Origin of the sequence: Chryseobacterium sp. CCNWLW53 (genome assembly GCF_037083525.1) — a bacterium.
GTDB lineage: Bacteria > Bacteroidota > Bacteroidia > Flavobacteriales > Weeksellaceae > Chryseobacterium > Chryseobacterium lathyri.
In genome coordinates this window covers 795775-820643 of record NZ_JBAOJR010000002.1, presented here as the reverse complement: position 1 = coordinate 820643, position 24869 = coordinate 795775, and the positions used below count along the sequence as shown (strand labels likewise).

25 protein-coding genes and 1 other RNA gene are annotated in these 24869 nt (G+C 37.7%); 5 read left to right on the top strand and 21 right to left on the bottom strand.

What is annotated here, in order from left to right:
- Window positions 1-10: 10 nt before the first annotated feature.
- The 6 genes from V6R96_RS08775 to V6R96_RS08750 form a co-directional block, all read right to left on the bottom strand.
- On the bottom strand, window positions 11-1726 hold the full coding sequence (locus V6R96_RS08775) for a phospho-sugar mutase (protein ID WP_336378675.1): 1716 nt from the start codon (window positions 1724-1726) through the stop codon (window positions 11-13).
- A gap of 72 nt (window positions 1727-1798) precedes the next feature.
- Entirely contained in the window at window positions 1799-2500 is a 702-nt protein-coding gene (locus V6R96_RS08770; protein WP_336378674.1) for a GIN domain-containing protein, read from the bottom strand.
- A 7-nt stretch (window positions 2501-2507) separates the two neighbouring features.
- Window positions 2508-3236 (bottom strand): DUF3667 domain-containing protein, encoded by a 729-nt coding sequence (locus V6R96_RS08765; protein ID WP_336378673.1) that lies wholly within the window; start codon window positions 3234-3236, stop codon window positions 2508-2510.
- 18 nt (window positions 3237-3254) lie between these two features.
- Window positions 3255-3629, bottom strand: coding sequence for a hypothetical protein (locus V6R96_RS08760; RefSeq protein WP_223559391.1), 375 nt, complete (start codon window positions 3627-3629; stop codon window positions 3255-3257).
- A gap of 372 nt (window positions 3630-4001) precedes the next feature.
- Window positions 4002-4952, bottom strand: a complete 951-nt coding sequence (locus V6R96_RS08755; protein WP_111957962.1) for a glycosyltransferase family 2 protein — start codon at window positions 4950-4952, stop codon at window positions 4002-4004.
- A 16-nt stretch (window positions 4953-4968) separates the two neighbouring features.
- Window positions 4969-5568 (bottom strand): DUF4199 domain-containing protein, encoded by a 600-nt coding sequence (locus tag V6R96_RS08750; RefSeq protein WP_336378672.1) that lies wholly within the window; start codon window positions 5566-5568, stop codon window positions 4969-4971.
- A 130-nt stretch (window positions 5569-5698) separates the two neighbouring features.
- On the opposite strand from V6R96_RS08750, the gene ffs reads away from it, so the two are divergent.
- Window positions 5699-5796: signal recognition particle sRNA small type (gene ffs / locus V6R96_RS08745), an RNA gene on the top strand.
- A 103-nt stretch (window positions 5797-5899) separates the two neighbouring features.
- Here the strand turns inward: ffs and V6R96_RS08740 are convergent.
- The 6 genes from V6R96_RS08740 to gyrA form a co-directional block, all read right to left on the bottom strand.
- Window positions 5900-6586 (bottom strand): metal-dependent hydrolase, encoded by a 687-nt coding sequence (locus tag V6R96_RS08740; RefSeq protein WP_336378671.1) that lies wholly within the window; start codon window positions 6584-6586, stop codon window positions 5900-5902.
- A 209-nt stretch (window positions 6587-6795) separates the two neighbouring features.
- Window positions 6796-7242: an SRPBCC family protein gene (locus V6R96_RS08735; RefSeq protein ID WP_223559387.1), complete on the bottom strand. Its 447-nt coding sequence runs from the start codon at window positions 7240-7242 to the stop codon at window positions 6796-6798.
- Between the two features lie 16 nt (window positions 7243-7258).
- Window positions 7259-8188 (bottom strand): 1,4-dihydroxy-2-naphthoate octaprenyltransferase, encoded by a 930-nt coding sequence (gene menA / locus V6R96_RS08730; RefSeq protein WP_223559386.1) that lies wholly within the window; start codon window positions 8186-8188, stop codon window positions 7259-7261.
- Between the two features lie 91 nt (window positions 8189-8279).
- Entirely contained in the window at window positions 8280-9116 is an 837-nt protein-coding gene (locus V6R96_RS08725; RefSeq protein WP_111957974.1) for a 1,4-dihydroxy-2-naphthoyl-CoA synthase, read from the bottom strand.
- 156 nt (window positions 9117-9272) lie between these two features.
- Window positions 9273-10298: a tetratricopeptide repeat protein gene (locus tag V6R96_RS08720; protein WP_223559385.1), complete on the bottom strand. Its 1026-nt coding sequence runs from the start codon at window positions 10296-10298 to the stop codon at window positions 9273-9275.
- Between the two features lie 28 nt (window positions 10299-10326).
- Complete coding sequence (gene gyrA / locus V6R96_RS08715) at window positions 10327-12915, bottom strand: DNA gyrase subunit A (protein WP_111957978.1); 2589 nt, start codon at window positions 12913-12915, stop codon at window positions 10327-10329.
- Window positions 12916-13062: 147 nt separating this feature from the next.
- On the opposite strand from gyrA, the gene V6R96_RS08710 reads away from it, so the two are divergent.
- Entirely contained in the window at window positions 13063-13377 is a 315-nt protein-coding gene (locus V6R96_RS08710; RefSeq protein ID WP_111957981.1) for a DUF4286 family protein, read from the top strand.
- A gap of 43 nt (window positions 13378-13420) precedes the next feature.
- On the opposite strand, the gene V6R96_RS08705 is transcribed toward V6R96_RS08710, so the two are convergent.
- From V6R96_RS08705 to V6R96_RS08695, 3 genes are all read right to left on the bottom strand, one after another.
- Entirely contained in the window at window positions 13421-13654 is a 234-nt protein-coding gene (locus V6R96_RS08705; RefSeq protein ID WP_111957983.1) for a hypothetical protein, read from the bottom strand.
- A gap of 171 nt (window positions 13655-13825) precedes the next feature.
- Entirely contained in the window at window positions 13826-14320 is a 495-nt protein-coding gene (locus V6R96_RS08700; protein WP_111957985.1) for a GNAT family N-acetyltransferase, read from the bottom strand.
- A 5-nt stretch (window positions 14321-14325) separates the two neighbouring features.
- A complete protein-coding gene (locus V6R96_RS08695) occupies window positions 14326-14838 on the bottom strand; it encodes a DUF421 domain-containing protein (protein ID WP_111957987.1) in 513 nt (170 codons plus the stop codon).
- Between the two features lie 128 nt (window positions 14839-14966).
- Here V6R96_RS08695 and V6R96_RS08690 point away from each other — a divergent pair, with 128 nt between their 5' ends.
- Window positions 14967-15515, top strand: coding sequence for a DUF3828 domain-containing protein (locus tag V6R96_RS08690; RefSeq protein ID WP_111957989.1), 549 nt, complete (start codon window positions 14967-14969; stop codon window positions 15513-15515).
- A 49-nt stretch (window positions 15516-15564) separates the two neighbouring features.
- On the opposite strand, the gene V6R96_RS08685 is transcribed toward V6R96_RS08690, so the two are convergent.
- A complete protein-coding gene (locus tag V6R96_RS08685; protein ID WP_111957991.1) occupies window positions 15565-15699 on the bottom strand; it encodes a bacteriocin-like protein in 135 nt (44 codons plus the stop codon).
- Between the two features lie 197 nt (window positions 15700-15896).
- On the opposite strand from V6R96_RS08685, the gene V6R96_RS08680 reads away from it, so the two are divergent.
- Together V6R96_RS08680 and V6R96_RS08675 are read left to right on the top strand one after the other, a co-directional pair.
- Window positions 15897-16376 carry a hypothetical protein gene (locus V6R96_RS08680; RefSeq protein WP_228452666.1) on the top strand — a complete coding sequence of 160 codons (480 nt, stop codon included), beginning with the start codon at window positions 15897-15899 and terminating at the stop codon, window positions 16374-16376.
- A gap of 36 nt (window positions 16377-16412) precedes the next feature.
- Complete coding sequence (locus tag V6R96_RS08675; RefSeq protein WP_111957995.1) at window positions 16413-16793, top strand: hypothetical protein; 381 nt, start codon at window positions 16413-16415, stop codon at window positions 16791-16793.
- Between the two features lie 46 nt (window positions 16794-16839).
- Here the strand turns inward: V6R96_RS08675 and uvrA are convergent, their stop codons facing one another.
- From uvrA to V6R96_RS08650, 5 genes are all read right to left on the bottom strand, one after another.
- A complete protein-coding gene (gene uvrA, locus V6R96_RS08670; protein ID WP_223559381.1) occupies window positions 16840-19671 on the bottom strand; it encodes an excinuclease ABC subunit UvrA in 2832 nt (943 codons plus the stop codon).
- 260 nt (window positions 19672-19931) lie between these two features.
- Window positions 19932-20861 carry a DUF3829 domain-containing protein gene (locus tag V6R96_RS08665; protein WP_336378670.1) on the bottom strand — a complete coding sequence of 310 codons (930 nt, stop codon included), beginning with the start codon at window positions 20859-20861 and terminating at the stop codon, window positions 19932-19934.
- A 27-nt stretch (window positions 20862-20888) separates the two neighbouring features.
- Window positions 20889-22772 (bottom strand): type VI secretion system baseplate subunit TssF, encoded by a 1884-nt coding sequence (locus V6R96_RS08660; RefSeq protein ID WP_223559380.1) that lies wholly within the window; start codon window positions 22770-22772, stop codon window positions 20889-20891.
- Between the two features lie 25 nt (window positions 22773-22797).
- Window positions 22798-23238 (bottom strand): GPW/gp25 family protein, encoded by a 441-nt coding sequence (locus V6R96_RS08655; RefSeq protein ID WP_111958003.1) that lies wholly within the window; start codon window positions 23236-23238, stop codon window positions 22798-22800.
- 163 nt (window positions 23239-23401) lie between these two features.
- Window positions 23402-24817 (bottom strand): APC family permease, encoded by a 1416-nt coding sequence (locus tag V6R96_RS08650; protein ID WP_111958005.1) that lies wholly within the window; start codon window positions 24815-24817, stop codon window positions 23402-23404.
- Window positions 24818-24869: the final 52 nt, after the last annotated feature.

Here is a 24869-nt window from a genome sequence, read left to right as displayed (position 1 = left end):
TCCTACAAATTTAGTCCAGCTTCAGATCTTTTCTTACGTCCTCTATTTTTGCTTCTAATGATTTTAATTTATCTTTAAAGTCAGCTTCAGAAGTAACCGTATCTTTTACAGAAATATAAAATTTAATTTTCGGTTCTGTTCCTGAAGGCCTTACGCAGACTTTAGTTCCGTCCTGAGTATAATAAATGAGTACATTCGATTTCGGAATATCATTCATTACTTTGGTTTCATTCTTTGAAACGGAGAAACTGGTCTGTTCTTTAAAATCCTTCACTTCTTCTACCAGTGATCCTGCCAATTCTTTCGGTGGGTTTTCGCGGAAGTTTTTCATCATGTTCTGAATTTCTTCAGCTCCTTCTTTTCCTTTTCTGACAATATTGACCAAGCCTTCATAATACATTCCAAGATCCTGATAAATCTCGATCATGTATTGGTACATTGTTTTCCCGTTAGCCTTACACCATGCTGCAATTTCGCAGGCTAAAACAATACTTCCACAGGAATCCTTATCGCGGACAAAATCTCCGGTCATAAAACCGAAACTTTCTTCACCACCGCAGATGAATTTCTCTCTTCCTTCTGCCTCACGGATCATTTTTCCGATCCATTTAAATCCTGTAAGTCCAACTTTACAGTCAACTCCGAATTTCTTTGCAATATCAAAGAAAATATCTGAAGTCACAATCGTAGAACCAATAAATTCCTTCCCTATAATCCTTCCCTGCTTTCTCCATTCATTTAAAATATAATAAGTAAGAATTGTATTCGTTTGATTACCATTCAGAAGCTGCATTTCGTCATCAAGGTTTCTTACGGCAATTCCTAATCTATCCCCATCCGGATCTGTTCCGATCACGATATCTGCATTGGTAATTCTTGCCAGATCCATAGCCATTTCAAGTGCTGCAGGTTCTTCTGGGTTCGGAGATTCTACCGTGGTAAAATTACCGCTCGGGATCATCTGTTCTTTTACAAGATCTATCTTTTTGAATCCTGCTTTTTCCAAAGCCTTTGGAACCGTAGTATAAGTTGTTCCGTGGATAGAGGTAAAAACAATATTTAAGTTCTCTTTTCCTACATTCTGATAGGTTGAATTTTCAATACAGGCATCAATATACACATCGTCCTGCTCTTCCCCGATCCATTCGATCAGGTCATCATTTCCGCTGAATTTAATTTCTTCGAATTTTACAGAATATACTTCATTGATAATTGCTTCATCATGTGGCGGAACAATCTGCGCCCCATCATTCCAATATACTTTATAACCATTGTATTCAGGCGGATTATGTGATGCGGTTAATACAATTCCCCCGTTACATTTTTTGTCTCTTACAGTGAAAGACAATTCCGGGGTTGGTCTGTGATCTTTGAAAAGAAGCACTTTAATTCCATTTGCGGTTAAAACATCGGCAACCAGTTTCCCGAATTCTTTTGAATTATGGCGTACATCGTAAGCAATGGCCACTTTAATTTCTTCTCCTTTAAACTGTTGAAGCATATAATTAGCCAGCCCCTGTGTAGCCTGACCTAAAGTATATTTATTCAAGCGATTGGTTCCTACTCCCATGACACCTCTCATGCCTCCTGTTCCGAATTCCAGTTCTCTGTAGAAAGAGTCCTCGAGATCCGGAGAATTGCTGTCAATTAAGGTTTGTACAGCATCTCTTGTTTCTTTATCGAATGTATCACTTAACCAAAGTTTCGCTTTTTCTAATGTTGTCATATGTGTATTTTGCTCTTTTATAGTTTTGTAAAGTTCCAGTTTTAAATTTAGCAGTTTTTCTAACCCTCCAAATTAATCCAATTTCTTATTTTCAACCTTGGTCGTCTTATCAATTTTGAATGCACGAATCGGGTTATTGTAGTAGATAAATTTTGCCGTGTTCTGAATATTTCCTTTTAAAGAATCTTTTACATTAACTTCTGCATAATTCCCATTTTTAGAATCGATATTCAGGTTCTCTATTTTCCAGTACGGCGCGATCAGACTTGCTGTGTCAGAGATCTTTATCACTGCATTTTTGGTAAGTCCCAAAAAGTTGGCGCGGCTTCTGTTCTGCATTTCTACTTCTGCTCTTCTCGTGTTCACTGAACCCATAAAAGTAGCATAATTTTTTAAATTAAGCCTAAAATTATCGGTCTTAATTTCACTTGAAATATTCATTTCTACAGAATCTGCCACTGAAACTTTTTCAAGGTTATATTTTGAATAGATGGTCACGTTATAAAAATCCACCCCTTTTGTTCCTCTATTTTCTTTGATAATAAGAGTCTTGTCTTTAACATCAACATCCAGATTACTGGCTACGTTTGGGTAAGTTTCGATCTCTACAAAATTTTTAGCCCCTCTGGCATAAAAGACACGAAATTTTCCTTCCAGGTCCAGGTTAACAAATTCTGAAACATCTACATCTTTCCTTTCAATATTTCCTTTCGGAGAAACTTTTCCACAGGAAACCGCCGCTACAAGTAAAAATGGGTATACTATTTTTTTCATATTCAAATTAAAGTATTCTATATAAAATCGCGATGATGACAAGGCTCTCTATTCCCATCAAAACATACAGTAATGATACTCTCCAAAGCAGACCAGGTTTTGAGTATGATTTTTTAAATGCATTCCAATACGTAACTGCCGGAAAGAGAATGAAAAGAATAAATGAAGCCTTCTCCAAAATACCGAAAATCTTCGCTGCGGGTTTCCACAGGCCTATAAGACTTACCGTATCATTAAACAAAAATATGATTAAAATTCCTAACAGGCTTACTGTTCCGATGATAAAATGCTCGGCAATATTCAATTTCATTCTTTTGAAAATGAAATAGGCATTGGTCCCGAGTATGGGAATGATGACAAAAAGGATTGTTTTGGAGTATCGGGAGAAAAATTCAAAGATTTTTGAGCTTTCTTTCTGAATTTCGTTCGGATTCAAATCCAAATAAAAATGCATGGTTAAGACATTGAATCCAAACAAAATAAGCAACAAAGAAAATAGATTATAGTACTTGATTCTTTTACCTGAAATATAATCCATTGCCATTCTGCCGGGTCTAAATAAAACATGCTTCAGGCTCCGGAAAAACCTTTCTTCTATATGCCAGATTGATCCTAAAATATCAGTTTTAATCAATGAACGAGGAGTTATTCTTGCTGTATCTGCCTTTTGCCCGCAATGAGAACAAAACTCATCGGAAATTTCATGACCACAATTCAGACAACTTTTTGGGTTCATTATAAAAATTCTTACATTTTATTTTTTTCTGTAAAACCAGGTTTTCGGATCCTTTCCTGCCGACAGCAATAAATAATTTTTGCTTAAGTAAGAAATATTCATTGCAACAGTATCCAGACCAGGATATTTCATCTTCAGTATTTTATTTTTTCTTTGATAACTTCCTTTTTCTTCCATTGAGGTAAAGGAATTGCCTTTATCAAAAGTCAAAGTTCCTGTTCCGTATCTGGAATTATTTTCTTTGGATTTTAAACTATCAATTTCAGTTACCACTCCATCATATAAATCTATGAATTCCCAGGAACCCAGAAGTTTTGATGATCCGCAGGAAGACAGTAAAAGAATAGAAAAACTTATTAAAATGAGTTTTACCGGCTTGTTTTGTGTTGCCAATTTTATAAATTACACACAAATATAAAGAAAAATAGCTTCGGAAATGGTTCTGCGATTGTGTTTTCTGCCAATATTTTATATTATCTGATTTGTTGAATTATATTGGCGTAATGGTTTGAGTTTTCGCAAGGGCGAGAGGGTTTTCACCTACTTTGTGCTGTCAAGGCACTAGGATTTATCTGCGATAAAATGGATTAATGCTCAAATAAACCCTGTTGAAAATCTTTGATTTCCTTGCGTCCTAACAATAAGTAATAATGTAAGGTCGCAAAGACATTTGTTCTTTCCAGTACAAAAAAAGACATAAAAATCCCCGGATAGTTTAGATCTTCCCGGGGATTTTATTAGTTTAATGATGGTGTATTTAACGTATTAAATCACTTCATCAATATTATAATTCTTATGTTCCCTGTTGGTTCTGATGATCATTTCTCCTAAGAATCCGGCTATGAAAAGCAGAGTTCCCATAATCATCATTGTCAGAGCAATATAAAACCACGGATTGTTTGTAATCAAATGTCCGTAAATTCCTCTTGCTACATCGATCAGTTTTGAAATTCCTAACCAAAGTGCCGAAAGAAATCCCACGATAAACATCACAGTTCCCACCGCCCCGAAGAAATGCATGGGTCTTCCTCCGAATCGACTTACAAACCAAAGGGTTACCAGATCCAGAAAACCTCTGATAAATCTTTCGGTTCCGAATTTTGAGGTTCCGTAAGGTCTTGCCTGATGCTGTACCTCTTTTTCCGTAATTCTTCTGAATCCCGCATTAGCAGCCAGTACAGGAATATACCGGTGCATATCTCCATATACATCAATTGATTTTACAACCTGCTTTTTATAGGCTTTCAGACCACAATTGAAATCATGAAGATAGACTCCCGACACTTTTCGTGCTGCTGCATTGAACAGTTTTGACGGAACATTTTTCGTCATTACGTTATCAAAGCGTTTCTTTTTCCAGCCTGAAACAATATCGTAATTATCTTCAGTGACCATTTTATAAAGTTCAGGAATTTCTTCGGGAAAATCCTGTAAATCAGCATCCATGGTAATCACCACTTCTCCGTTCGTTCTTTCAAAAGCAGCATGAAGAGCCTGAGATTTTCCATAATTCCTGGAAAACTTTATTGCATGGATCTGGGGATGCTGAACCTTCATATTTTCAATGATGCTCCACGACAGATCGGTACTTCCGTCATCTACAAACCAGATTTCGTAGGATAAGCTGTTGGAATAACAGACATTATCAATCCTTGAAAAAAGTTCTTCCAAAGAGTCCTCTTCGTTTAATAACGGAATAACTATAGATAAATTCATTTAATTTTAATAAAAATTATTCTTGATTTTCGGTTTCCTGATACACGGATCTCGTTCTGAAAAACGCTCCAAAAAACACTGACAAAACTACGTAAAATATAAGAATTGCTGCAAAATATCCTGAAAAATGACTGGCAGTAAGCATATCTTTTCCTTTAATGGCTTCCGGAGAAAAACTTGGCAGCCTTTCCTTGTACTTTTTGTCTAATTCATCAATGTCTTTTTGATGTTTCAGGATTTTTCTTGCAGACTGATACTCAGTATCCAATTCCGTTTTCTGTCTCTGCACATACTGGTAATTCAGCAGTTTTTTAGCATCAGTATCTACGAAATTAAGGAAAGCGTAAATGCTGAAAATAGAAAGAATTCCTCCGATAAACATCGGAATAAATGCTCTTGAGAACGCATCTTTAAAGCTTACGACCCTATTTTTGTTCCAGAAAGATTTTACGGACCAAAAAGCACCACCTGCATATAAAATAGGCAGAATAAATGCATTGATTTTCAGAGAGATGTCAAAATAATTGATACCTGAGAAAAAGTAATAGGCTACAAAAAAGATGATCATTGTAGCGATAAAAAGTATAATTCCTAATGTTGATGGACTTTTCGTCATGTTAGATTTTTTAGAAAAAGTTGAAAAATTATTGCCCTAAATTCCAGCCGTTTAGCTTTATTACTGCATTTTTTCGACTAATTTTCTTTAATAATATTTTGAAGTTTATAAATTATTCCTACCTTTGCAACGGCAAGTCCTAAACAACCAGCTCCTGAGAACCCTCCAGGGTGGGAACACAGCAAAGGTAATTGGTCGTAGCGGTGTGATTTAGGTAGCTTGCCATTTTTTTTGATTTAAGTTGAAGTAAGGTAATTGGAAGATTATCTTTTTTTGTTTCCATACTTTTCAGCATTTCCATTCTAATTTCCAGATTACCTTTCATTTTTATTTAAAATTCAAACTCCTCTCCCAGTTTAGGAAGAACAAGTTCTACATTTTTATCTGCAAAATGTTTCAATGCACTTTCATGGTTGATCTTAATGGCAGGGAATGTATCGAAATGGCATCCGATCACTTTTGGAGTTTTTAGTAATTCTGCTGCTGCAAAAGATGCTTTTCTTGGGCACATCGTGTAGTGGCTTCCGATGGGAAGGATAGACAGGTCAATATTCCCGAAAAGTCTTGGGAAAAGCTCCATATCAGCCATTACTCCGGTATCTCCGGCCAGATAAATGTTCTTACCTTCAGGAAGTCTGAAAATATATCCTACCGGAACGCCTCCATAGCTTCCATCCGGGAACGAACTTGTATGGTGAGCCGGTACCATGGAAATTTTAAGATCGTCGATTTTTGCCGATCCTCCTAAGTTCACATCGTCTTTGTTTTTTGCAGTTTTAAAATAAGCACAGACCTCAGGAACACCAATAACTGTTGCTTCCGGATGAAACTGTAACACTTCCTCTACATCAGCAATATGATCACCGTGAGCATGAGTCAATAAAATATAATCGATCTTCTGAGCCGATATATCAAAGCCGGATTCCGCTTTTTTGTAATTGTAAAAAGGATCGCTTAAAATTGTTTTGTCTTTGTATGTAAACAAAAAACAGTTTTGTCCTAAAAATTGTATTTTCATTTTAATGATTTATTAATTAATTTTTAAACATTCAAACACAAATAGCTCAAATATTTTTCACGAATAACACTATAAAATATTAGTGAAAATTTGTGCAAACATTGGTGTTATTTGTGTTTTATTTAAACGCAAAGAGTGCTAAGATTTTTAATAAACTAAATGTTTTTAAATTCGCAAAGGCGTTAACTCAGCGAAGGTTTTATGTCAGATTATTTCTGTGGAAATTTATCCTCAATCAATCTTAAATTAATTCCATGTTCTAAATAAGCTTTGCAACCATCGAGAACTGTCGTAAAACCGCCAGTATTATCATTAATTACTTTTAAAAGGTCTTCACCCGTCTGGCTGAACCCATAGCTTTTAATAACAACTAGAATTCCTTTCTCCATTTGTTTGAACTCATAATCTACATGTACTGACGGATCTCCCCACTCTGTTTTTATCAGCTGGTTTGGAATAATCTGGTGAACTTTTACTTCAGATTTTGCGCCATACATTTCCCACTCCCAGGTAATCGTTTTACCCTCCTCCAATTTTCCGGTAGATTTTGTAAACCAGAAATTGGTAGTCACTTCAGGATTGATAAATGCCTCAAAGACATCTTCAATCGGTTTTCTGATAAGCATTTGAGCTTCAACGTAGCTATTTGAACTCATAGTAATGGAAATTTATTTATTTAAAAAAATTAAGCCCAATTGCTGTAAGAACCGCCATGGTAAAGGTAAGGATACCCACCTGTTTCAAGAATGGATCCAAGTCTTTAGGCTCTTTTACAGACATGATTTTCCTTCTGAGCTTAGCAAATGGAATTAACAGGATCATTACAATGAAAACGTAATAGTTTTGAGACTGTATGAAACCATTTAATCCTAAAAATATAAGAATTAAGACCAAAGGAAGCTGTAACAGGACCATTTCGTAAATCATTGCATTTTTGAAACCTATCCTCAATGCAAAGCTGTTTTTCCCAGACAATCTGTCACTTTCTATATCTCTCATATTGTTAAGATTAAGAACAGCCATACTCATCATTCCTACTGCTGTTCCGGGTAATAGCATATCCCAGCTGAAAGTTTTTGTAAACAGAAAATAACTCCCGCAAACCGAAACTAAGCCAAAAAATACAAATACAAAAAGATCTCCCAATCCCATATATCCGTAAGGTTTTTTTCCAACTGTATAGCCAATTGCCGCCAGAATACAGGCTACTCCCAATCCTATGAAAATATAAAATTCATTCATATAATTGGGGATGAAAGCGATGTATAAGAGTGCAATTGTGGCAACAAAGGATAATGCAGAAAAAAGGATTACCGCATTTTTCATTTGCTTTGCCGTAATTTTTCCTGAAGCTACGGCTCTGGATTCTGCTTCATTTATTCTTTTGGCATCAGTTCCTTTTACGCCATCCCCATAATCATTGGCATAGTTTGATAAAATCTGGTATAAAAGGGTTACCAGAATCGCCAGAGCAAAAATTTTCCAGTCCCAGGTACCTCCTTCTCCGTAAAGTCTCCATTTTGCAATGAAAGCTCCCATTATAATTCCGCTTAAGGAAAGCGGTAAAGTTCTTAGCCTCGCGGCTTTTATCCAATCTGACATAAATATTTAGATGTTAGATAATAGAAGTTAGAAGTTAGATTTAAAAACCATATAAGTTTACTATCTAATTTCTAACCCCTAACTTCTTATTTTAAGATATCCATTGATTTTCTCCGAAGTCTGGCTTTCTTTTTTCAAGGAATGCATTTCTTCCTTCCTGCGCTTCTTCTGTCATATATGCCAAACGGGTCGCTTCTCCTGCAAACACCTGCTGGCCAACCATTCCATCATCTGTCAGGTTCATTGCGAATTTCAGCATTCTGATAGAAGTTGGTGATTTTGCTAATATTTCCTGTGCCCATTCATAGGCTGTATCTTCTAATTCGGCATGCGGGATAACGGCATTGACCATTCCCATTTCTAAAGCTTCCTGAGCAGAATAGTTTCTTCCTAAAAAGAATATTTCACGGGCTTTTTTCTGACCAACCATTTTCGCCAGGTAAGCGGATCCGTATCCACCATCAAAACTCGTCACATCAGCATCGGTCTGTTTGAAGATAGCATGTTCTTTACTTGCCAGAGTAAGATCGCATACCACATGAAGTGAATGCCCTCCTCCTACTGCCCATCCCGGAACAACAGCGATCACTACTTTCGGCATAAAACGGATCAGACGCTGAACTTCAAGAATATTCAATCGGTGTCTTCCGTCTTCGCCTACATATCCCTGATGTCCTCTTGCTTTCTGGTCGCCTCCACTACAGAAAGCCCAACCACCATCTTTGGCACTTGGACCTTCTCCTGAAAGCAGGACAACCCCTATTGAAGAGTCTTCATAAGCGTCATAGAAAGCGTCATACAGTTCTGAAGTGGTCTTGGGTCTGAAGGCATTTCTTACTTCCGGTCTGTTGAAAGCAATTCTTGCTACCCCATTACATTTTTTATAGGTAATATCTTCGTATTCTTTGGCGGTTTTCCACTCAATCATCTTATAAAAATTTTTCCCAAAGATACGGAATTACAGAGAATTTTCAGGGTGAAATTTAACGATAATTAAGGTGAAAATAAAAGCATATTTCAGATCAAAAAATAAAAAACCGGAACATTTCTGCTCCGGTTTCATTTATAATTTAACTAAGAATTATTATTTTGCTTTTGCTTTAAGCTCAGCTTCCTTAGCTTTCAGATCTTTAATTTTATCTGTATTTTTTGTTACGATATAGATCTCTTTTAATGCAGTAAGGGCATCAAGATTTTCCGGTGCTGCTTTGTACCATCCTTCAGCATATGGAAGTGCCTTAGTAAATCTTTCTCTTCTTGCATCGATTAGTTTAGTCGCTTCTTCAGGCTTATCTTTTCTTGTTGCGTTAATCTGCTCTACAATTTTGGAATCGTCTCCAATTATTGTATAAACAAGGTTCTGATAGGCATTATCAAAGTCAGGTTTAATCTCGATAGCTTTCTTGAATGATGCAAGTGCATCCTCCACTGTTGCAGGATTTTTAGACTGCATTACTCCAAGGTTATACCAGTTGGTAGCATCATTAGGATTTTTAGCCAGCTGCTCTTTAAGTGCTCCGATGAATTTTTCCGTATTTCCAGAATCATAATAAGCTGTAGCCTGAGCTTCTTTAAGTTTGGCATTATTTGGATATTTTGCCAAACCTTTTTCAATAATTGTCAATGCTTCATTAGGCTTCTTTGCGTTCATAAGCAAAGTCGTTAATGTTTCATACAGTTCCGGCTCAACACTTGGTGTTTGCTCTGTTTTGAAATCTGAATAATCAGGATTCTTTTTCATAAGCTCCCAAGTAGCTTTGTCTAAATTCACTACCTGACCAGACTTTTTCTCTTTCGCAGTATACGTTGTCTGAACTCCTGTAAAACCTGAATTGATAAGGTCTGTATATATTTTGATGGATTCGGTGCTGTTATTTGCCAAAGCATAGCTCAGACCTGCGTAATACATATATATCTTATCATCCTGGCCATTGGTTTTTAATAAGTTATAAACTTCTAAAAACTTAGGCGCGGCAACGGTATAATTTTTTGCATTATATGCATCCATTGCAGCTTTGTTCGCTTCCTGCAGCTTGGCATTTACATCGCCCTTCTGACCGAAAACGAAAGCAGAAGCTACGATTGCTATACCTAAAATGAGTTTCTTCATAATAACTATATTATATTAATTGTACGTTTTATTCTTCAGAATCAGAATTCTCATTTTCTCCGGCCGGGTTTTCTTTTTCAGCCTGTGGTTCTGTATTGTTTTCTTGGTTATCTGCTACAATTCCTGTCCCTTCTGCATTTTCTTCAGAGTCTTCTTCTGCTACCTCTTTATCCATTTCTACTTTTGCAATGGCTGCAATTTCGTCATTTTTCTTAAGGTTAATCATTTTTACTCCCTGGGTATTTCTTCCCATTACTCTCATTTCATCCATATTCATTCTGATGGCAACACCGGACTTATTGATGATCATCAATCCGTCTTCGTCTGTCACATTCTGAATAGCGATCAGATTTCCTGTTTTTTCGGTAATGTTCAGGGTAATAACTCCTTTTCCTCCTCTGTTGGTGATTCTGTAGTCTTCTACAGCAGTTCTTTTACCATATCCTTTTTCAGAAACCACAAGAACTGTCTCTTTTTCTACATCATTCACAACAATCATACCAATTGCCTCGTCATTATCGTCCATAGTGATACCACGTACCCCAATGGATCCTCTACCTACTTCTCTTACTTTTTCTTCAGGGAAACGGATACATTTACCATTTTTAGTTGCAATCATGATCTGAGAAGTACCATTGGTAAGGTATGCACCCAATAATTGGTCATTATCTCTGATTTCGATAGCATTAACCCCATTAACTCTTGGTCTTGAGTACGCTTCAAGAGAGGTTTTCTTAATGGTTCCATTCTTGGTCACCATCACTACACTCATTTGGTTTACGTATTCAGCGTCTTTCAGGTTATTGGTTCTGATGTAGGCTTTGATCTTGTCATCCTGCTCAATATTGATCAGGTTCTGTACTGCTCTTCCTTTGGATGTTTTTGACCCTTCAGGAATTTCAAATACTCTTAACCAGTAACATCTTCCTTTTTCTGTGAAAAACAGCATATACTGGTGGTTGGTCGCAGAAACAATATATTCAAGGAAATCTTCATCCCTTGTAGTTGCTGCTCTATTCCCTACACCACCTCTGCTCTGAATTTTGTATTCAGAAAGTGAGGTTCTCTTAACATATCCTGCGTGTGAAATGGTAAGAACTACGGCTTCATTCGGGATAATATCCTCAATAGACATTTCTCCTCCTGAATAGTCGATTGCAGTTCTTCTTTCGTCACCATATTTTTCTTTGATTTCAAGCAATTCTTCTTTGATGATCTCAAATCTTCTCGGTTCATTGGCTAAGATATCTTCCAGGTTCATGATCTCTTTCATGATCGTGTCATATTCATCACGGATCTTGTCAAGTTCCATTCCTGTAAGACGTGCTAATCTTAGATCAAGAATGGCCTGAGCCTGAATGTCAGAAAGTTCAAATGCTTCGATCAAGCCTTCTTTTGCTGCCTGAGGGTTAGCACTGTGACGGATAATAGAAATGGCTCTGTCTAAAGAATCCTGAGATCCTATCACTTTCATGAAACCTTCCAAGATGTGAGCTCTCTCTTTTGCTTTCTTAAGCTCGTACTGAGTTCTTCTCACAATCACTTCGTGTCTGTGCTCTACGAAATGGTGGATGATATCCTTTAAATTCAGCTGTTCCGGTCTTCCTTTAACCAGCGCAATATTATTAACGCTGAAAGAAGTCTGAAGTGCTGTATATTTATATAGTAAGTTTAGGACAACATTAGGAATAGCATCATTTTTCAGTTCGTAAACGACACGCAGACCATTTCTGTCCGATTCGTCTCTGATCTCATGAATTCCTACAATCTTGTCATCTTTTACGAGTTCCGCAGTTCTGGCGATCATATCAGCCTTGTTTACCTGGTATGGAACTTCAGTAACGATAATAGCATTTCTGTTTCCGATTTCTTCGAAATTCACTTTTGCTCTCAGCACTACTCTTCCTTTTCCTGTATGGAAGGCATCCCTTACTCCATCGTAACCATATATAATACCTCCTGTAGGGAAATCCGGCGCTGTAATATGGTGCATTAATTCATCGATAGTAATCTCTCGGTTATCGATATAAGCACAGATTGCATCAATAGATTCTGATAGGTTGTGCGGTGCCATATTGGTCGCCATACCTACTGCAATCCCGGAAGTACCATTGACTAAAAGGTTAGGAACTTTAGTAGGCAGCACGGTAGGCTCCTGCATACTGTCGTCAAAGTTATTCTGAAAATCAACAGTTTCTTTGTCCAGATCTGAAAGAATCTCATCAGAAATCTTTTTCAGTCTTGCTTCGGTGTATCGCATTGCCGCAGGCGGGTCTCCGTCCATTGAACCGAAGTTACCCTGCCCATCCACCTGGGGATAACGCAAGCTCCATTCCTGAGCCATTCTCACCATTGCATCATATACTGAAGAGTCTCCATGCGGGTGATATTTACCCAAAACATCCCCAACGATTCTTGCAGATTTTAAATATTTTCTATTAGAAAAAACCCCTAATCCATACATACCGTAAAGTACTCTTCTATGAACGGGTTTCAGGCCGTCTCTTACGTCCGGCAACGCTCTTGAAACGATAACCGACATCGAATAATCGATATAAGACGATTTCATTTCATCAACAATGTTGATAGGAATCAGTCTTTCTCCTTCTTTTTGCATAAACAAATTTATTATAATGACAGTCAGACCTTTAGCTGTGCGTCTGAAAATTATTTATTTCCAATTTTTATTAACGGGCTAATTTACGAAATTTTTACCGATTTTTGCACTAGAATTTATCCACAAAATCTTAAAAATTCATAAAATATGAGCTTATTGAGTATAACTTTCCACTGTACGAAAAACAATATCGAAGAATGGGAAAATTATATTGATGAAACACTGGTGCTGATGGCGGAAAACCTTATGGATGTCAATAAATATATTCTTTCTGAAGTACACAGTGATTATATTGAAGAGGGGAAGAATTATAACTTGCTTCTGATGTTTGACAATGATGATCTCAGAGAGGATTTTATCAAAAGTGAAATGCTCAACATTTCGGAAAGAATTGAGAAAAAATTCGGAACGGAAATAATGATCTTTAATACATTCCTGAATCCAAAAAAATCAAGATTTTAATACAAATCAAAAGCCCTGAAAAATCAGGGCTTTTTTATTTTTCTTAATCTCTGTGTCGTTTGTGTCCTTTGTTTTTATGATGATGACCTCTGTTGTCATAATCATAATAATACACTCGTTTTTTCACCTGTCCCGGAGCATAGTATCGTGCACTTCCTCCATACACTTTTTTAGCTTGTCCCGGCGGGAGTCTCCTTACATGATGATCATGCACCACACATGATGTCATCATAAACATAACGGTTAACACCCCTACAATTTTCATTAAACCTTTCATATTTTCCACTTTTTCAAATTTCAATAGGGAGATAACAAGGTTAGTGCCAAAGTACACCGGAGCATTTTTGAAAGGGAAGCTTACGGGGTTTGAAAGCCAATATTTTTAGAACAAAAGTGATTTATTTAATTAAAAATGAAAGATTTAAAGAATTGTCCGGTTCTCTTTTATTTATTCTATACTGTCACTTCGCTTTTCGAACAGTACGACATCTTTCCACTGTCCGTTTAGCTTTCCAATTTTTTTTCTGACTCCCACGGTTCTGAACCCGTTTTTTTGGTGAAATCTTATAGAAGCTTCGTTTTCGGGAAAGATGCTGGCCTGAAGAGTCCAGAAACCATGGCTTTCGCTGTCAAGAATCATCTTTTTCAGCAGAACTGATCCTAAGCCTTTTCCCTGATACGTGTTGTCAAAATAAATGCTCACTTCAGCTACTCCTTTATAACATTCTCTTTTGCTTACCGGCTTCAAAGCGCACCACCCTACTATTTCATTGTTTTCATTCTCAAGTACCCAACGGCAATCGTTGAAATATTCCATATTCCAGGCTTCGGCAGTAGGAACTTCTGTTTCAAAAGTGGATACCCCTCCGTCTAATCCCTGCTTATAAATTTCCAGCACTCTTTTTTCATCACCGGGAAGCATTTCTCTTAATTCGTAATTCATTCTATTTAATAGTATTTTCTTTTATTTTTTCTTTTGATTCTTGAATAGTGGGTCTGCTTTTCTTTCTCATCTTCTGAAATAACGCTTATATTACCATCAACTTCAAGAATAGAAAGCTTAACATCTCTTATTTTCTCCACGCCGTGTTCTCTTATGGCTTCTTCCAGCTCATCACGGGTGATCTTCACCCTGTTCAGAGCAGTCTGGTCTATTACCCCATCTCTGATCAGGATTACAGGGTCTTCTTCCATAAATGTTTCGAATTTCCGGTTGGAGAACATGAGCCGTTTTAGAATAAAGTTTGCCGCAAACAGAACGAGGGCTGCAATAAGACCACCCTGTAGAGAGGTATTCTGCCCCACCATTGCATTCTGAACCGCATTGGAAATAAGAAGGAGCAGAACCACATCTCCTGCATTAAGCTGGGAAAGCTGGTTTTTACCAAAGAGACGGATAGCGATCACCATAAAAAGGTAAACGCAAAGGGAACGTACTACAACATCAAGAATAGGATTCACAGATCATATTTAATAATCAAATGTATTAAATTTTATGATTGGCTGTTTAAATTATTTTTAGGCTTAAGAAACAAGCTGACAGAATAAAAGATGGCACATGATTTGACCATTGAATTTAAATTTTATTGATGAAAAAAATCTTTCTATGCTTAGGAATTTTTCTCTTTTTAGCAGCCTGCAAAAATAATGGATCCCGTGCAAATTCGGCCGAAGAAACCTCTGTTATACAAAAGGTCAACGAGCTTTACCGTTTATATGGAGGCTCAAATGATGCTCTTTATAATAAACCCTTCTCTGACAGCCTTTTTTCTCCGGAACTCAAAAGAACACTTGAAGAGGCTTTGAATGCTTCTAAAGCTGATATTGAAAAGGTAAAACACAGTGATCATCCGGATGAAAAACCATTATTGTTTGAAGGAGCTGTTTTTTCAAGCTTATATGAAGGATACAACAGTTACAAAATAAAATCCGTTGTTATCAACCCTTCGGGTACCTCAGCGGATGCGGCGGTTACTTTTGAATACATGATGTCTCAGCCTAAAGTTATATGGACCGACAAAGTACATTTGATAAAGTCCGGCCAGGAATGGAAGATTGATAACATCAGCTTTGACAGTATTGCAAATTCGAAAGATCTGAAATCAAGCCTGAAGAATTTTGCTCAAAGCGTGAAATAATCATTAAATCTGATCATAAAAAAAGCTGCTCTAAAGGCAGCTTGAATTTTTAAGGACATTGAGAAATATGGGCTTCACTACACACTGTTTTATTGAGTCTTTCACAAAATACACAATAAATTACAGGTGCACCCCCATACACTGATTTCAATTCATTCTTGTTAAGTTTCTTTAAATTTTTCATATTGTTTTAATTTGTTTGACAAATATAGAACGTTTTTCCTGAACATTTATTATGTTTTGCACTTAAAATCTTCATTATTTATAAAAATTTTAAGAAATTACAAACAATACTTTAATATCATATATCTTTATGGTGAAATATTATTTATAATATATTATGTATCTTTAAATAAACCAAAACAATAAAATAATATTAAAATGATCACACCAAAAGGAGCCCAGGTCGGGCAATTCGAACCAGCGAAAAAATCACTGATATCCAATGGCCTTCTTTCCGGGCAGGACGAGATGGCCAATTACAACAAGGGCGTATGCCACGATGTGGTAGCTTATGCCCTGTATATGAGAGGTGCAACCATATCTCCGGATGAACTTGTACAGTTCCGTGCACAGGGATGGCTCAATAAATTCAACTATCCTGCAGGCGATAAGTGGGATGGTTATGCTATAATTCCCAAAGGAAAAGCCATTGGTTTTTACAGACTAAGAGATAAAACGTGGTTCCATTCGGCTGTCACTACCGGAAACGGTGCGGAGATCAGATCCGTGAACGGATTTTCACTAGGTACGGCATGGTCTGTTCCTGTAGACATGAAATGGGTTCTGGGTAAAAAGAATGAAGACGGAACCTTCAACTACGACGGTACAAAAATAGAAGTTTATATATCCTCTCTATAATTGGTTTGATCAATCCATCTATCAAAGGAATTGTCAATGCTAAAACCTGTTAATATTGAAGAGCGAAAACCTGTATGGATCGCTCTATCTGATTTTTATCTGGATACAGAACTTCAGGATTTTAATTTTCAATATATTGTTAAAACAATTCTGGAAAGCCCGTATTCTTTTGACGATGTGAAAACCATTAATATATATGAAGTCTTTCCTGTTTTACAGCCCAATCTGTTACAGGCAGCAGGTGAATGGGCCGGATTTAATGAAAAATGGCTGCTGGAAGCCATTACAGATTACCTTAAAACAAAAACCGTTTCTGATAACGCAATGATCAGCACCAATTATAAAAAATATGCTTGGATGCAGGAAGACTATTGGCAGAAGCTTGAAAGCATTTACAACGAAATGCAGGAGAAATAAAAAAGCCACAACAAGTATTGTGGCTTTTTATATTCAATTTTAATTATTATTCTAATTCTCTTTTTAGAAACTTACCGGTCAAACTCTTCTTAGATTTCACAATCTCTTCAGGAGTTCCCTGAGCTACGATCTGGCCACCGTGTTTTCCTCCTTCCGGTCCTACATCGATAATATGGTCTGCCAATTTGATCACATCCATATTATGTTCGATGATGATGAATGAGTTTCCTAATTCTACCAGCTGGTTAATGGCATCCATCAGGATCTTTACATCTTCAAAGTGAAGCCCCGTCGTCGGCTCATCTAAAATATACAATGTATTTCCAGTCTGTCTTTTCGAAAGTTCTGTAGCCAACTTGATACGCTGTGCCTCTCCTCCTGAAAGTGTTGTCGACTGCTGTCCAAGCGTGATATAACCTAATCCTACATCCTGAAGGGTTTTTACTTTAGCAAAAATCTTAGGGATCGGCTGGAAGAAATCTACCGCTTCACCAATCGTCATATCCAGAACGTCGGAAATAGATTTTCCTTTGTAACGTACTTCCAGGGTTTCTCTGTTGAAACGTTTTCCATTACAGGTTTCACAATGTACGTATACATCGGGAAGAAAGTTCATTTCAATTACTTTCAGCCCACCACCCTGGCAGGTTTCGCATCTTCCGCCTTTTACATTGAATGAGAATCTTCCCGGCTTATAACCACGGATTTTACTCTCCGGAAGTTCAGCAAAAAGGTTTCTGATGTCTGTAAACATTCCTGTATAGGTTGCAGGGTTTGATCGCGGAGTTCTTCCGATCGGAGTCTGGTCTACGTCTACAATTTTATCAATATGATCAAGCCCTTCAATCTTTTTGTATGGAAGAGGCTCCTGAACGGCTCTGTAAAAATGTTTGTTCAGGATCGGATATAAGGTTCCGTTGATCAGGGAAGATTTTCCGCTACCTGAAATTCCTGTTACTACAACCAGTTTTCCTAACGGAATATCCAGGGTAACATTTTTAAGGTTATTTCCAGTAGCTCCTTTTAACAGTATATTTTTACCATTCCCAGCTCTTCTTTCCGCAGGAACTGCTATCTTTCTTTTTCCGTTGATATAATCTGCCGTAATGGTATCTGCTTTCAACAGGTCTTTCGGTTTTCCCTGCCAGAGTATTTCTCCACCAAATTTTCCGGCTCTCGGACCAATATCCAATACCTCATCGGCCTCCAGGATCATATCTTTATCATGCTCTACAACAATGACGGAGTTCCCAATATCTCTAAGGTTTTTCAATGAATTGATCAGTCTCTCATTATCTCTCTGGTGAAGCCCAATACTTGGTTCATCCAGAATATACAGAACATTCACAAGTTGTGACCCGATCTGCGTGGCAAGACGTATCCTCTGGGATTCTCCGCCTGAAAGGGTTTTAGAGCTTCTGCTTAAGCTCAGATAATCCAAACCTACATCCAGAAGGAACTGAAGTCTTGTTTCAATCTCTTTTAAGATTTCGTAGGCAATGATTTTATGTTTTTCTGAGAATTTATCTTTAACGTCGGATAGCCATTCTTTTAAATCGGATAAGCTTAAAGCATTTACCTCAGCGATATTTTTTCCGTCAATTTTAAAGCTTAAGCTTGCAGGCTGAAGACGGGTTCCGCCGCATTCCGGACAGGTTTCTTCAGTGGTAAAATGCCTTTCCAGCAATACTGCCTCGTAAGATTCTCTTTCTTCAATGATCTCTTCCATAAAAGTGATCAGACCATCGAAGCTTATTTTTATCTTTTTGGTAATCCCTGCGTATTTCAGATCTTTATTAAATTCCTTATGGCATCCGTTGTAGATATAGTCCAAAGCCTCGTCCGGAATATCCTTCATAGGTGTTGCCATGCCTAATCCGAAGATCTCAAGGATATTTTTGATCTGTGAGAGTATCCATTTGTTGGATTTAATATCTTCCAGCGGTAACAGTCCGCCCTGGTTAATGGAAAGCTTAGGGTTTTCAATAAAGTAATCTGTATTGATCTTTTTGATAGTCCCCAAACCTTTACATTCCGGACAGCTTCCTTTCGGAGAGTTAAAAGAGAATGTATTGGGTTCCGGAAGTGCCAGTGAATGTCCTGTTTCAGCATCCATCAGATTTTTCGAAAAATATTCTATATCTGTGCCTCCCAGTTTCTGGATTCCGATGATCCCTTCGCCCATCTCAATTGCGGTACGCAGGGATTTTTCCATTCTGGATTCGGAAGCATTTTCACCGATGATCCATCGGTCGATCACAATGTCTATATCGTGGGTTTTATAACGGTCCAGCTTCAGATCATATTCTATATCCTGCAGCTCACCGTCAATCCTTGCCTGACCGTAGCCTTTTTTTGCCATCTGTACAAAAAGCTCATGGTAATGGCCTTTTCTGGAACGTACTACAGGCGCAAGAAGCATTATTTTTTCGCCTTTATAATTTTCCTTGATTGTGTCCAAGATCTGGTCTTCCGTATAGCTTACCAACCTTTTTCCACTGGAAAGAGAGTATGCATCGGAAACTCTTGCATATAACAAGCGTAGATAATCATACAACTCAGTTACGGTTCCTACGGTAGACCTCGGATTTTTATTGGTGGTTTTCTGCTCGATGGCAATTACGGGAGAAAGACCTTCTATCTTATCTACATCCGGTCGTTCCAGACCGCCCAGAAACTGGCGCGCATATGCCGAAAATGTTTCGATATAACGACGTTGCCCTTCGGCAAAGATGGTATCAAAAGCCAAAGATGATTTCCCACTGCCGGAAAGCCCGGTAATTACTACCAGCTCGTTGCGAGGAATCTTTACATTAATATTTTTAAGATTGTGTTCACGTGCTCCGTAAACTTCTATATATTCTGTTGATTTACTCATAATTTGGGGTGATCCTGCCTGAAAATCACAATGTGCAAAATTACGGAATTTTATGGAATTGTATGAACCTGAAAGATTTTATTAAACTTTAATTTTAGTTAAATTTTTAAGGTTCTGAAATGATTAATTCTTCATGAATTTCGTTCATAAATTTTATTTATGCTCTGCGTGATACTGCTGATATTAACTATATTCCTATTCCCGCAAATAAAAAAGACTGATACATTGCATCAGTCTTCTGTTATAGGTTCATACCTTTTTTATTTCACAAATGAATTGTAGGAGTTCAGTACAGATTCATAGGAAGAATCGATCTGCTGGATATCGCTGTCTGAAATTTTTCCAGAGCCTTTAGCATCACGAATCAGTTTTCTGTAAGTATCCAAAAAGCTGGACGCACTTTTATTAAAGCTTTCAAACAATGTTTTTTTGTAAGAATACTGCGGATCTTTCACATTGAATTCTAATTTTGAATTGGCTTCTACTGCTTTGGCAAGCTCATCATATTTTTTCTGAGCTTCCGCTTCGTTGAATTTTCCTGAATACTGCTTATCCAGTACATCAATATTAGAGTCCAGGGAGTTCATTACGCTTTTGGAAGAGATGATATATTCTTTCATAGGATGGTCTTTCAGAACCACTTCTTCTGCCGCATCTGTTGCAGGTTTGATCTTCGCCACTACATTTTCTCCCGAGGTAAATAAAGCCTGGGCTTCGGTTTCAATATCCTTTGTTATGGCCTCTGCTTTTGCTCCTTTGTCATCTTTATAGTCTTCAGAATTCATATAGGATTTAAGCTCTTCGAACTTTTTCTCTATACTTTCCTTTTTAGCTTTATAGGTATTGAAATCGGCTTCTATTGCTGCCTTGTCTTTTCCAAAACCTGACGGTATTTCTTTGATCTTGCTGAATGAGTAATCCATAGAACCTATTACTGGCATTATCATGGCATTTCCGCCTTTTGCTTTCGCTACGGCTCCATCTGCGTATCTCAGAATACTTTCTATATGTTTGGATGTATTCTTATAAGAATCCAAAAAGTTGTTATTGAAATCGATGATAGCATTCGCTTCGTCAGCACCACCAAGGTTCAAAACGGATTTACCCAGTTTACTGACGTCTTTTTTACAGCTGATCACACTGACTGATGTGAAGGTCAGGGCCATAGCAAGGACAATAATCTTTCTCATATTTTATAGTTTAAGTTTAGTTATAATTTATATTTCGTCAAGATCAATATCTTCATTGCTTATTTTTACTACATATTCGATTCCGTCAATCGCTTTCGAAATGATTTGGTTTCTAAGGATATTGGCCATATTTTCCCAGTAGGCCCTTCCATAGAATGAATAATTCTGAGGAATGATTTCTATCTCAACGGTTCTTACAAAACCTTCTTTTGGGCGGTTGCTGATCATGGTTCCTCTTCTTACCCTTACTTCTTTTACCTCATCTTTCAGGACCATTCTGCAGTAGTTTTTAACATCTTCGAGAGAAATGATCTTGTCTCTTGTGGTTAGGGCATATCTGTAAGCCTGAATACTGTCTGTTCCTTTCTGTTCTTCAGAACCGCCTATAGTTTCTGTGAGGAGTACAACAGTCTGTGATTTTAATTGATTAGAAAGTTCTGTTCCGGGACGCATATGGTTGGCCAGTGTGCAGTGTGTCACCCAGAATGAGGCATATGTATGGTCTGTTTTTTCTACAGGCTCCATAATGACGTAATTCAGTTCCTGTCTGATATTTCTCTTCGCATTGTTCACTTTCTGAACCATCGTCTTCATTTTATCTGACATTTCACTTAGCACTCCTTTGACATTATCCCTGTTTAACAGTGAAAATGCAGCAATTTCATCTCTTGTCAGTTCCAGAACATTGGCGATCATATCTACGGCATTTCTATTGGTGAAACGCTCCATTCCGCCTTTTCTTACTGTATACAATCCTTTTTTAAGATCATCGGCAGGAGTAAAAGGAATCTCCGTATATTTTCTTCCGTCTCCATCCTGAACTTCATCCACATACAGGAAATGTTCGCCTTCGTCTGTAACGAGAGGAATATTGTTTCCCATGATATCCAGGCTGTATTCTGTCTTCTTCCAGCCTCTGTTGTAAATAGGGAAAGCATTCATTACAAATGAAAAATTATCTAAGATCTCCGCAGAAAACTGCGGCGGGAATTCAAAGGTAAGCCACAAATAGCGTTTGTCTCCGATCTGCTTTCTGATCTCTTCTTTTTCGTTGAGAAAGTCTAAATTTTGTGGCAATACGCCAGGCTCCGAAAAGAGGCTGCTTGAAAGTCCGGTGATCTCTATGAATTTATGACGGTAAATACTTTTGATATCTTCAATAACTTTATTCCGGATCGACTGTTCTCTGAACATCTGTTCGTATCCGTCCTGCTGGCTGTTCGTAAGATAACTCAATCCCTCTCTTACAAACAAAGGATTCCCATTACTGGTAACGGTAATATAAGGAAGCAGTTTGTAGACGAAATCTATATGCTCAAAAGCAGGATTGGAACAGAATACGCTGATGTATTTAGGGAAATTTTCAGTGGCATATCGGCTTACATCCACTCCTATTGTAATCTTTCTGTAGTCTTCAGGTTTTCCCTGAAATCTTGCTACCGGTATTTTATTCAGCCTGTCATCTACACTATAGCAGGTATTTCCTACAAACATTATTGCCGTCTGTATTTTATTAATTCTTACATTTCCTACGGGTGTAAAGGGAATATTAAGCTGTTTATCCGATTCTGATTTTACCGTTGATGTCATCTGCTTGCGGAAAAAGAATTCGGTATGTTCCAGTAGGACTTCCGAAGATTCGTAAGGCAACGTAAAGGCAACCGCATGGGCCGGAATCGGATGGGTATAAATGGAGGGTGTCAGAAGTTTTGCCAGTTTCTCAAGGATTCTTGCATTGACTGTCTGAATCTCGTTATTAGCCTTAAAAACTTCTGTACTGAATGCGTCTATCAGTAGTTTTACAAAAGGGTCCAGAGACTGCGGGCTTTTCAGTCCCCACACTTTGGTGGCGTTCTGAAGCATTCTTGCCTTTACAGATTCTTTGGAATATATATTTTGATCTAAGTTCATAATTTTTTCTTGCTGTTAAAAACAATTAGTCAATAGACATCGGGCTTAAAAATAATTCTGTAGAAAAACTGAAACGCTCTCCTGTTGCCTCCATTTTTGCATTGATGGCAATTCTTACTTTCTTTTTGATCTCTGTATGTTCTTTGGTATCGTAGCTGTGCTCTACAAATTGGATGTGGGCATCAATCTGCGGGTTCACGATGCGGGGCTCATATTCCTGAATCTGCCTTCTGAGGCTTTTAATGAAAACGCTCTCCCAAACGGCACTGGTGACTCCATTGTCGAATTCCAGATTCCATACGTCGTTTCCATAATTGTCATCATATCTGTTTTCGCCTTTTTTAGTGGTGATCAGCAACATGATATTGTGCGCAATGCTTTCGCCCATGTCGCAGATATCAATACTTCCTCCTTCAGTCATGAGTGTTGAAGGCACGAAAGGCATTCTGTAATTTGGTGTGTCCATAGTCAGCTTCTTATTTTACATAGTCTAGTTTTCTTAAAAAGAACTACCAAAATACACATTTTCATGAAATAAATATGAAAAGAAATCAAAAATCTCATTGAAAAAAGGGCTTCCAAACGAATTTGAGAGCCCTGATATATTATAGAAACGGTTGAATCTTAACCTATTGATCTGTCTGCTTTTTCCTGTTGATGAAATAATACACAGGAAGTCCCAGGAGCACCATTAAAAATCCGGGCCATGTATATTGCTGTTTGTAAATCAGGAGAAGTACACAAAACCCTGTTCCTATCAAGAGATAGATAATAGGCGTTACCGGGTAAAGCCATGTTTTATAAGGTCTTTCAAGGTCCGGCTTTTTGATTCTTAAATAAATAACTCCGAAAACCGTAATCATGTAGAACAGAACGATCACAAAGGAGATCATGTCCAGAAGATTACCATACTGTCCGCTAAGGCATAGCACCGAGGCCCATATTCCCTGCATCCATAAAGCATTTTCCGGAACTTCATTTTTATTATTTTTCTCTGCAGATTTAAAAAACATTCCGTCTTTTGCCATAGTTTGAAACACTCGGGCTCCAGCCAGAATCAGCCCGTTGTCGCACCCGAAGGTAGAAACCATTACAAGAACTGCTATAATGATGGTGCCTGCACTTCCGAAAATATTCTGTGAGGCTGCCACCGCAACCCTGTCATTGGCTGCAAAAGCAATACTGTCCCTGTCCAAAGCATTCAGGTATACATAATTGACTGCCAGATAAAGGATCATCACTGCAGAAGTTCCATAGATCATTGATTTGACAATATTTCTCTTAGGATTTTCAACTTCTCCGGAAACGAAAGTTACACTTTCCCAGGCTACCGAACTGAAAACAGATCCTACCATGGCTGCTGCGATGCCTCCGAGCAGGGTCATTCCACTAATTGGTTCCCAGCCTTCTTTTAGAAAATTACCGCTTATATCTTTTTTAAGGTTATTAAATGAATCAAAACCCAGGCTGAAATTTTCAGCTAAATGCGAAAAATCAACTAGAATAAATCCAACAGCAATTAAGCCCAGTAAAGCAATGATTTTTGAACCTGTAAATACATTCTGAAGCAACTTTCCGCTCTGTACACCTCTTGTATTAATATAAGTAAGTAAAAGGATAACGGCTATTGCCAGAATCTGTATCCATGTGATTTTGAATTCTCCACTCTGGAAAAGAGGAGCTGCATCATTCAGTGACGGAACCAGATAAGCGGTGAATTTACCGAAAGCCATTGCTACTGCGGCAATAGTTCCTGTCTGGATTACCGTAAACAGGCCCCAGCCGTACAGAAATCCCATCTTTTTCCCAAAGATCTCTTTGAGATAGGTATACTGCCCGCCAGCTTTTGGAAACAGCGCAGAAAGCTCTCCATAGCTGATTGCCGCTGCTACAGTCATCACTCCGGTAATGATCCAGACTACGATCAGCCAGAAACCGGATCCCAGGTTCCGCATCATATCGGCACTTACAATAAAAATTCCGCTTCCAATCATAGATCCCATTACCAGCATAATGGCGTCCCAAAGTTTCAGTTTTTTCTGCATAGTCAAGTATAGGCATCAAATATAAACAAATCTGAGATTGATTTTGATATTT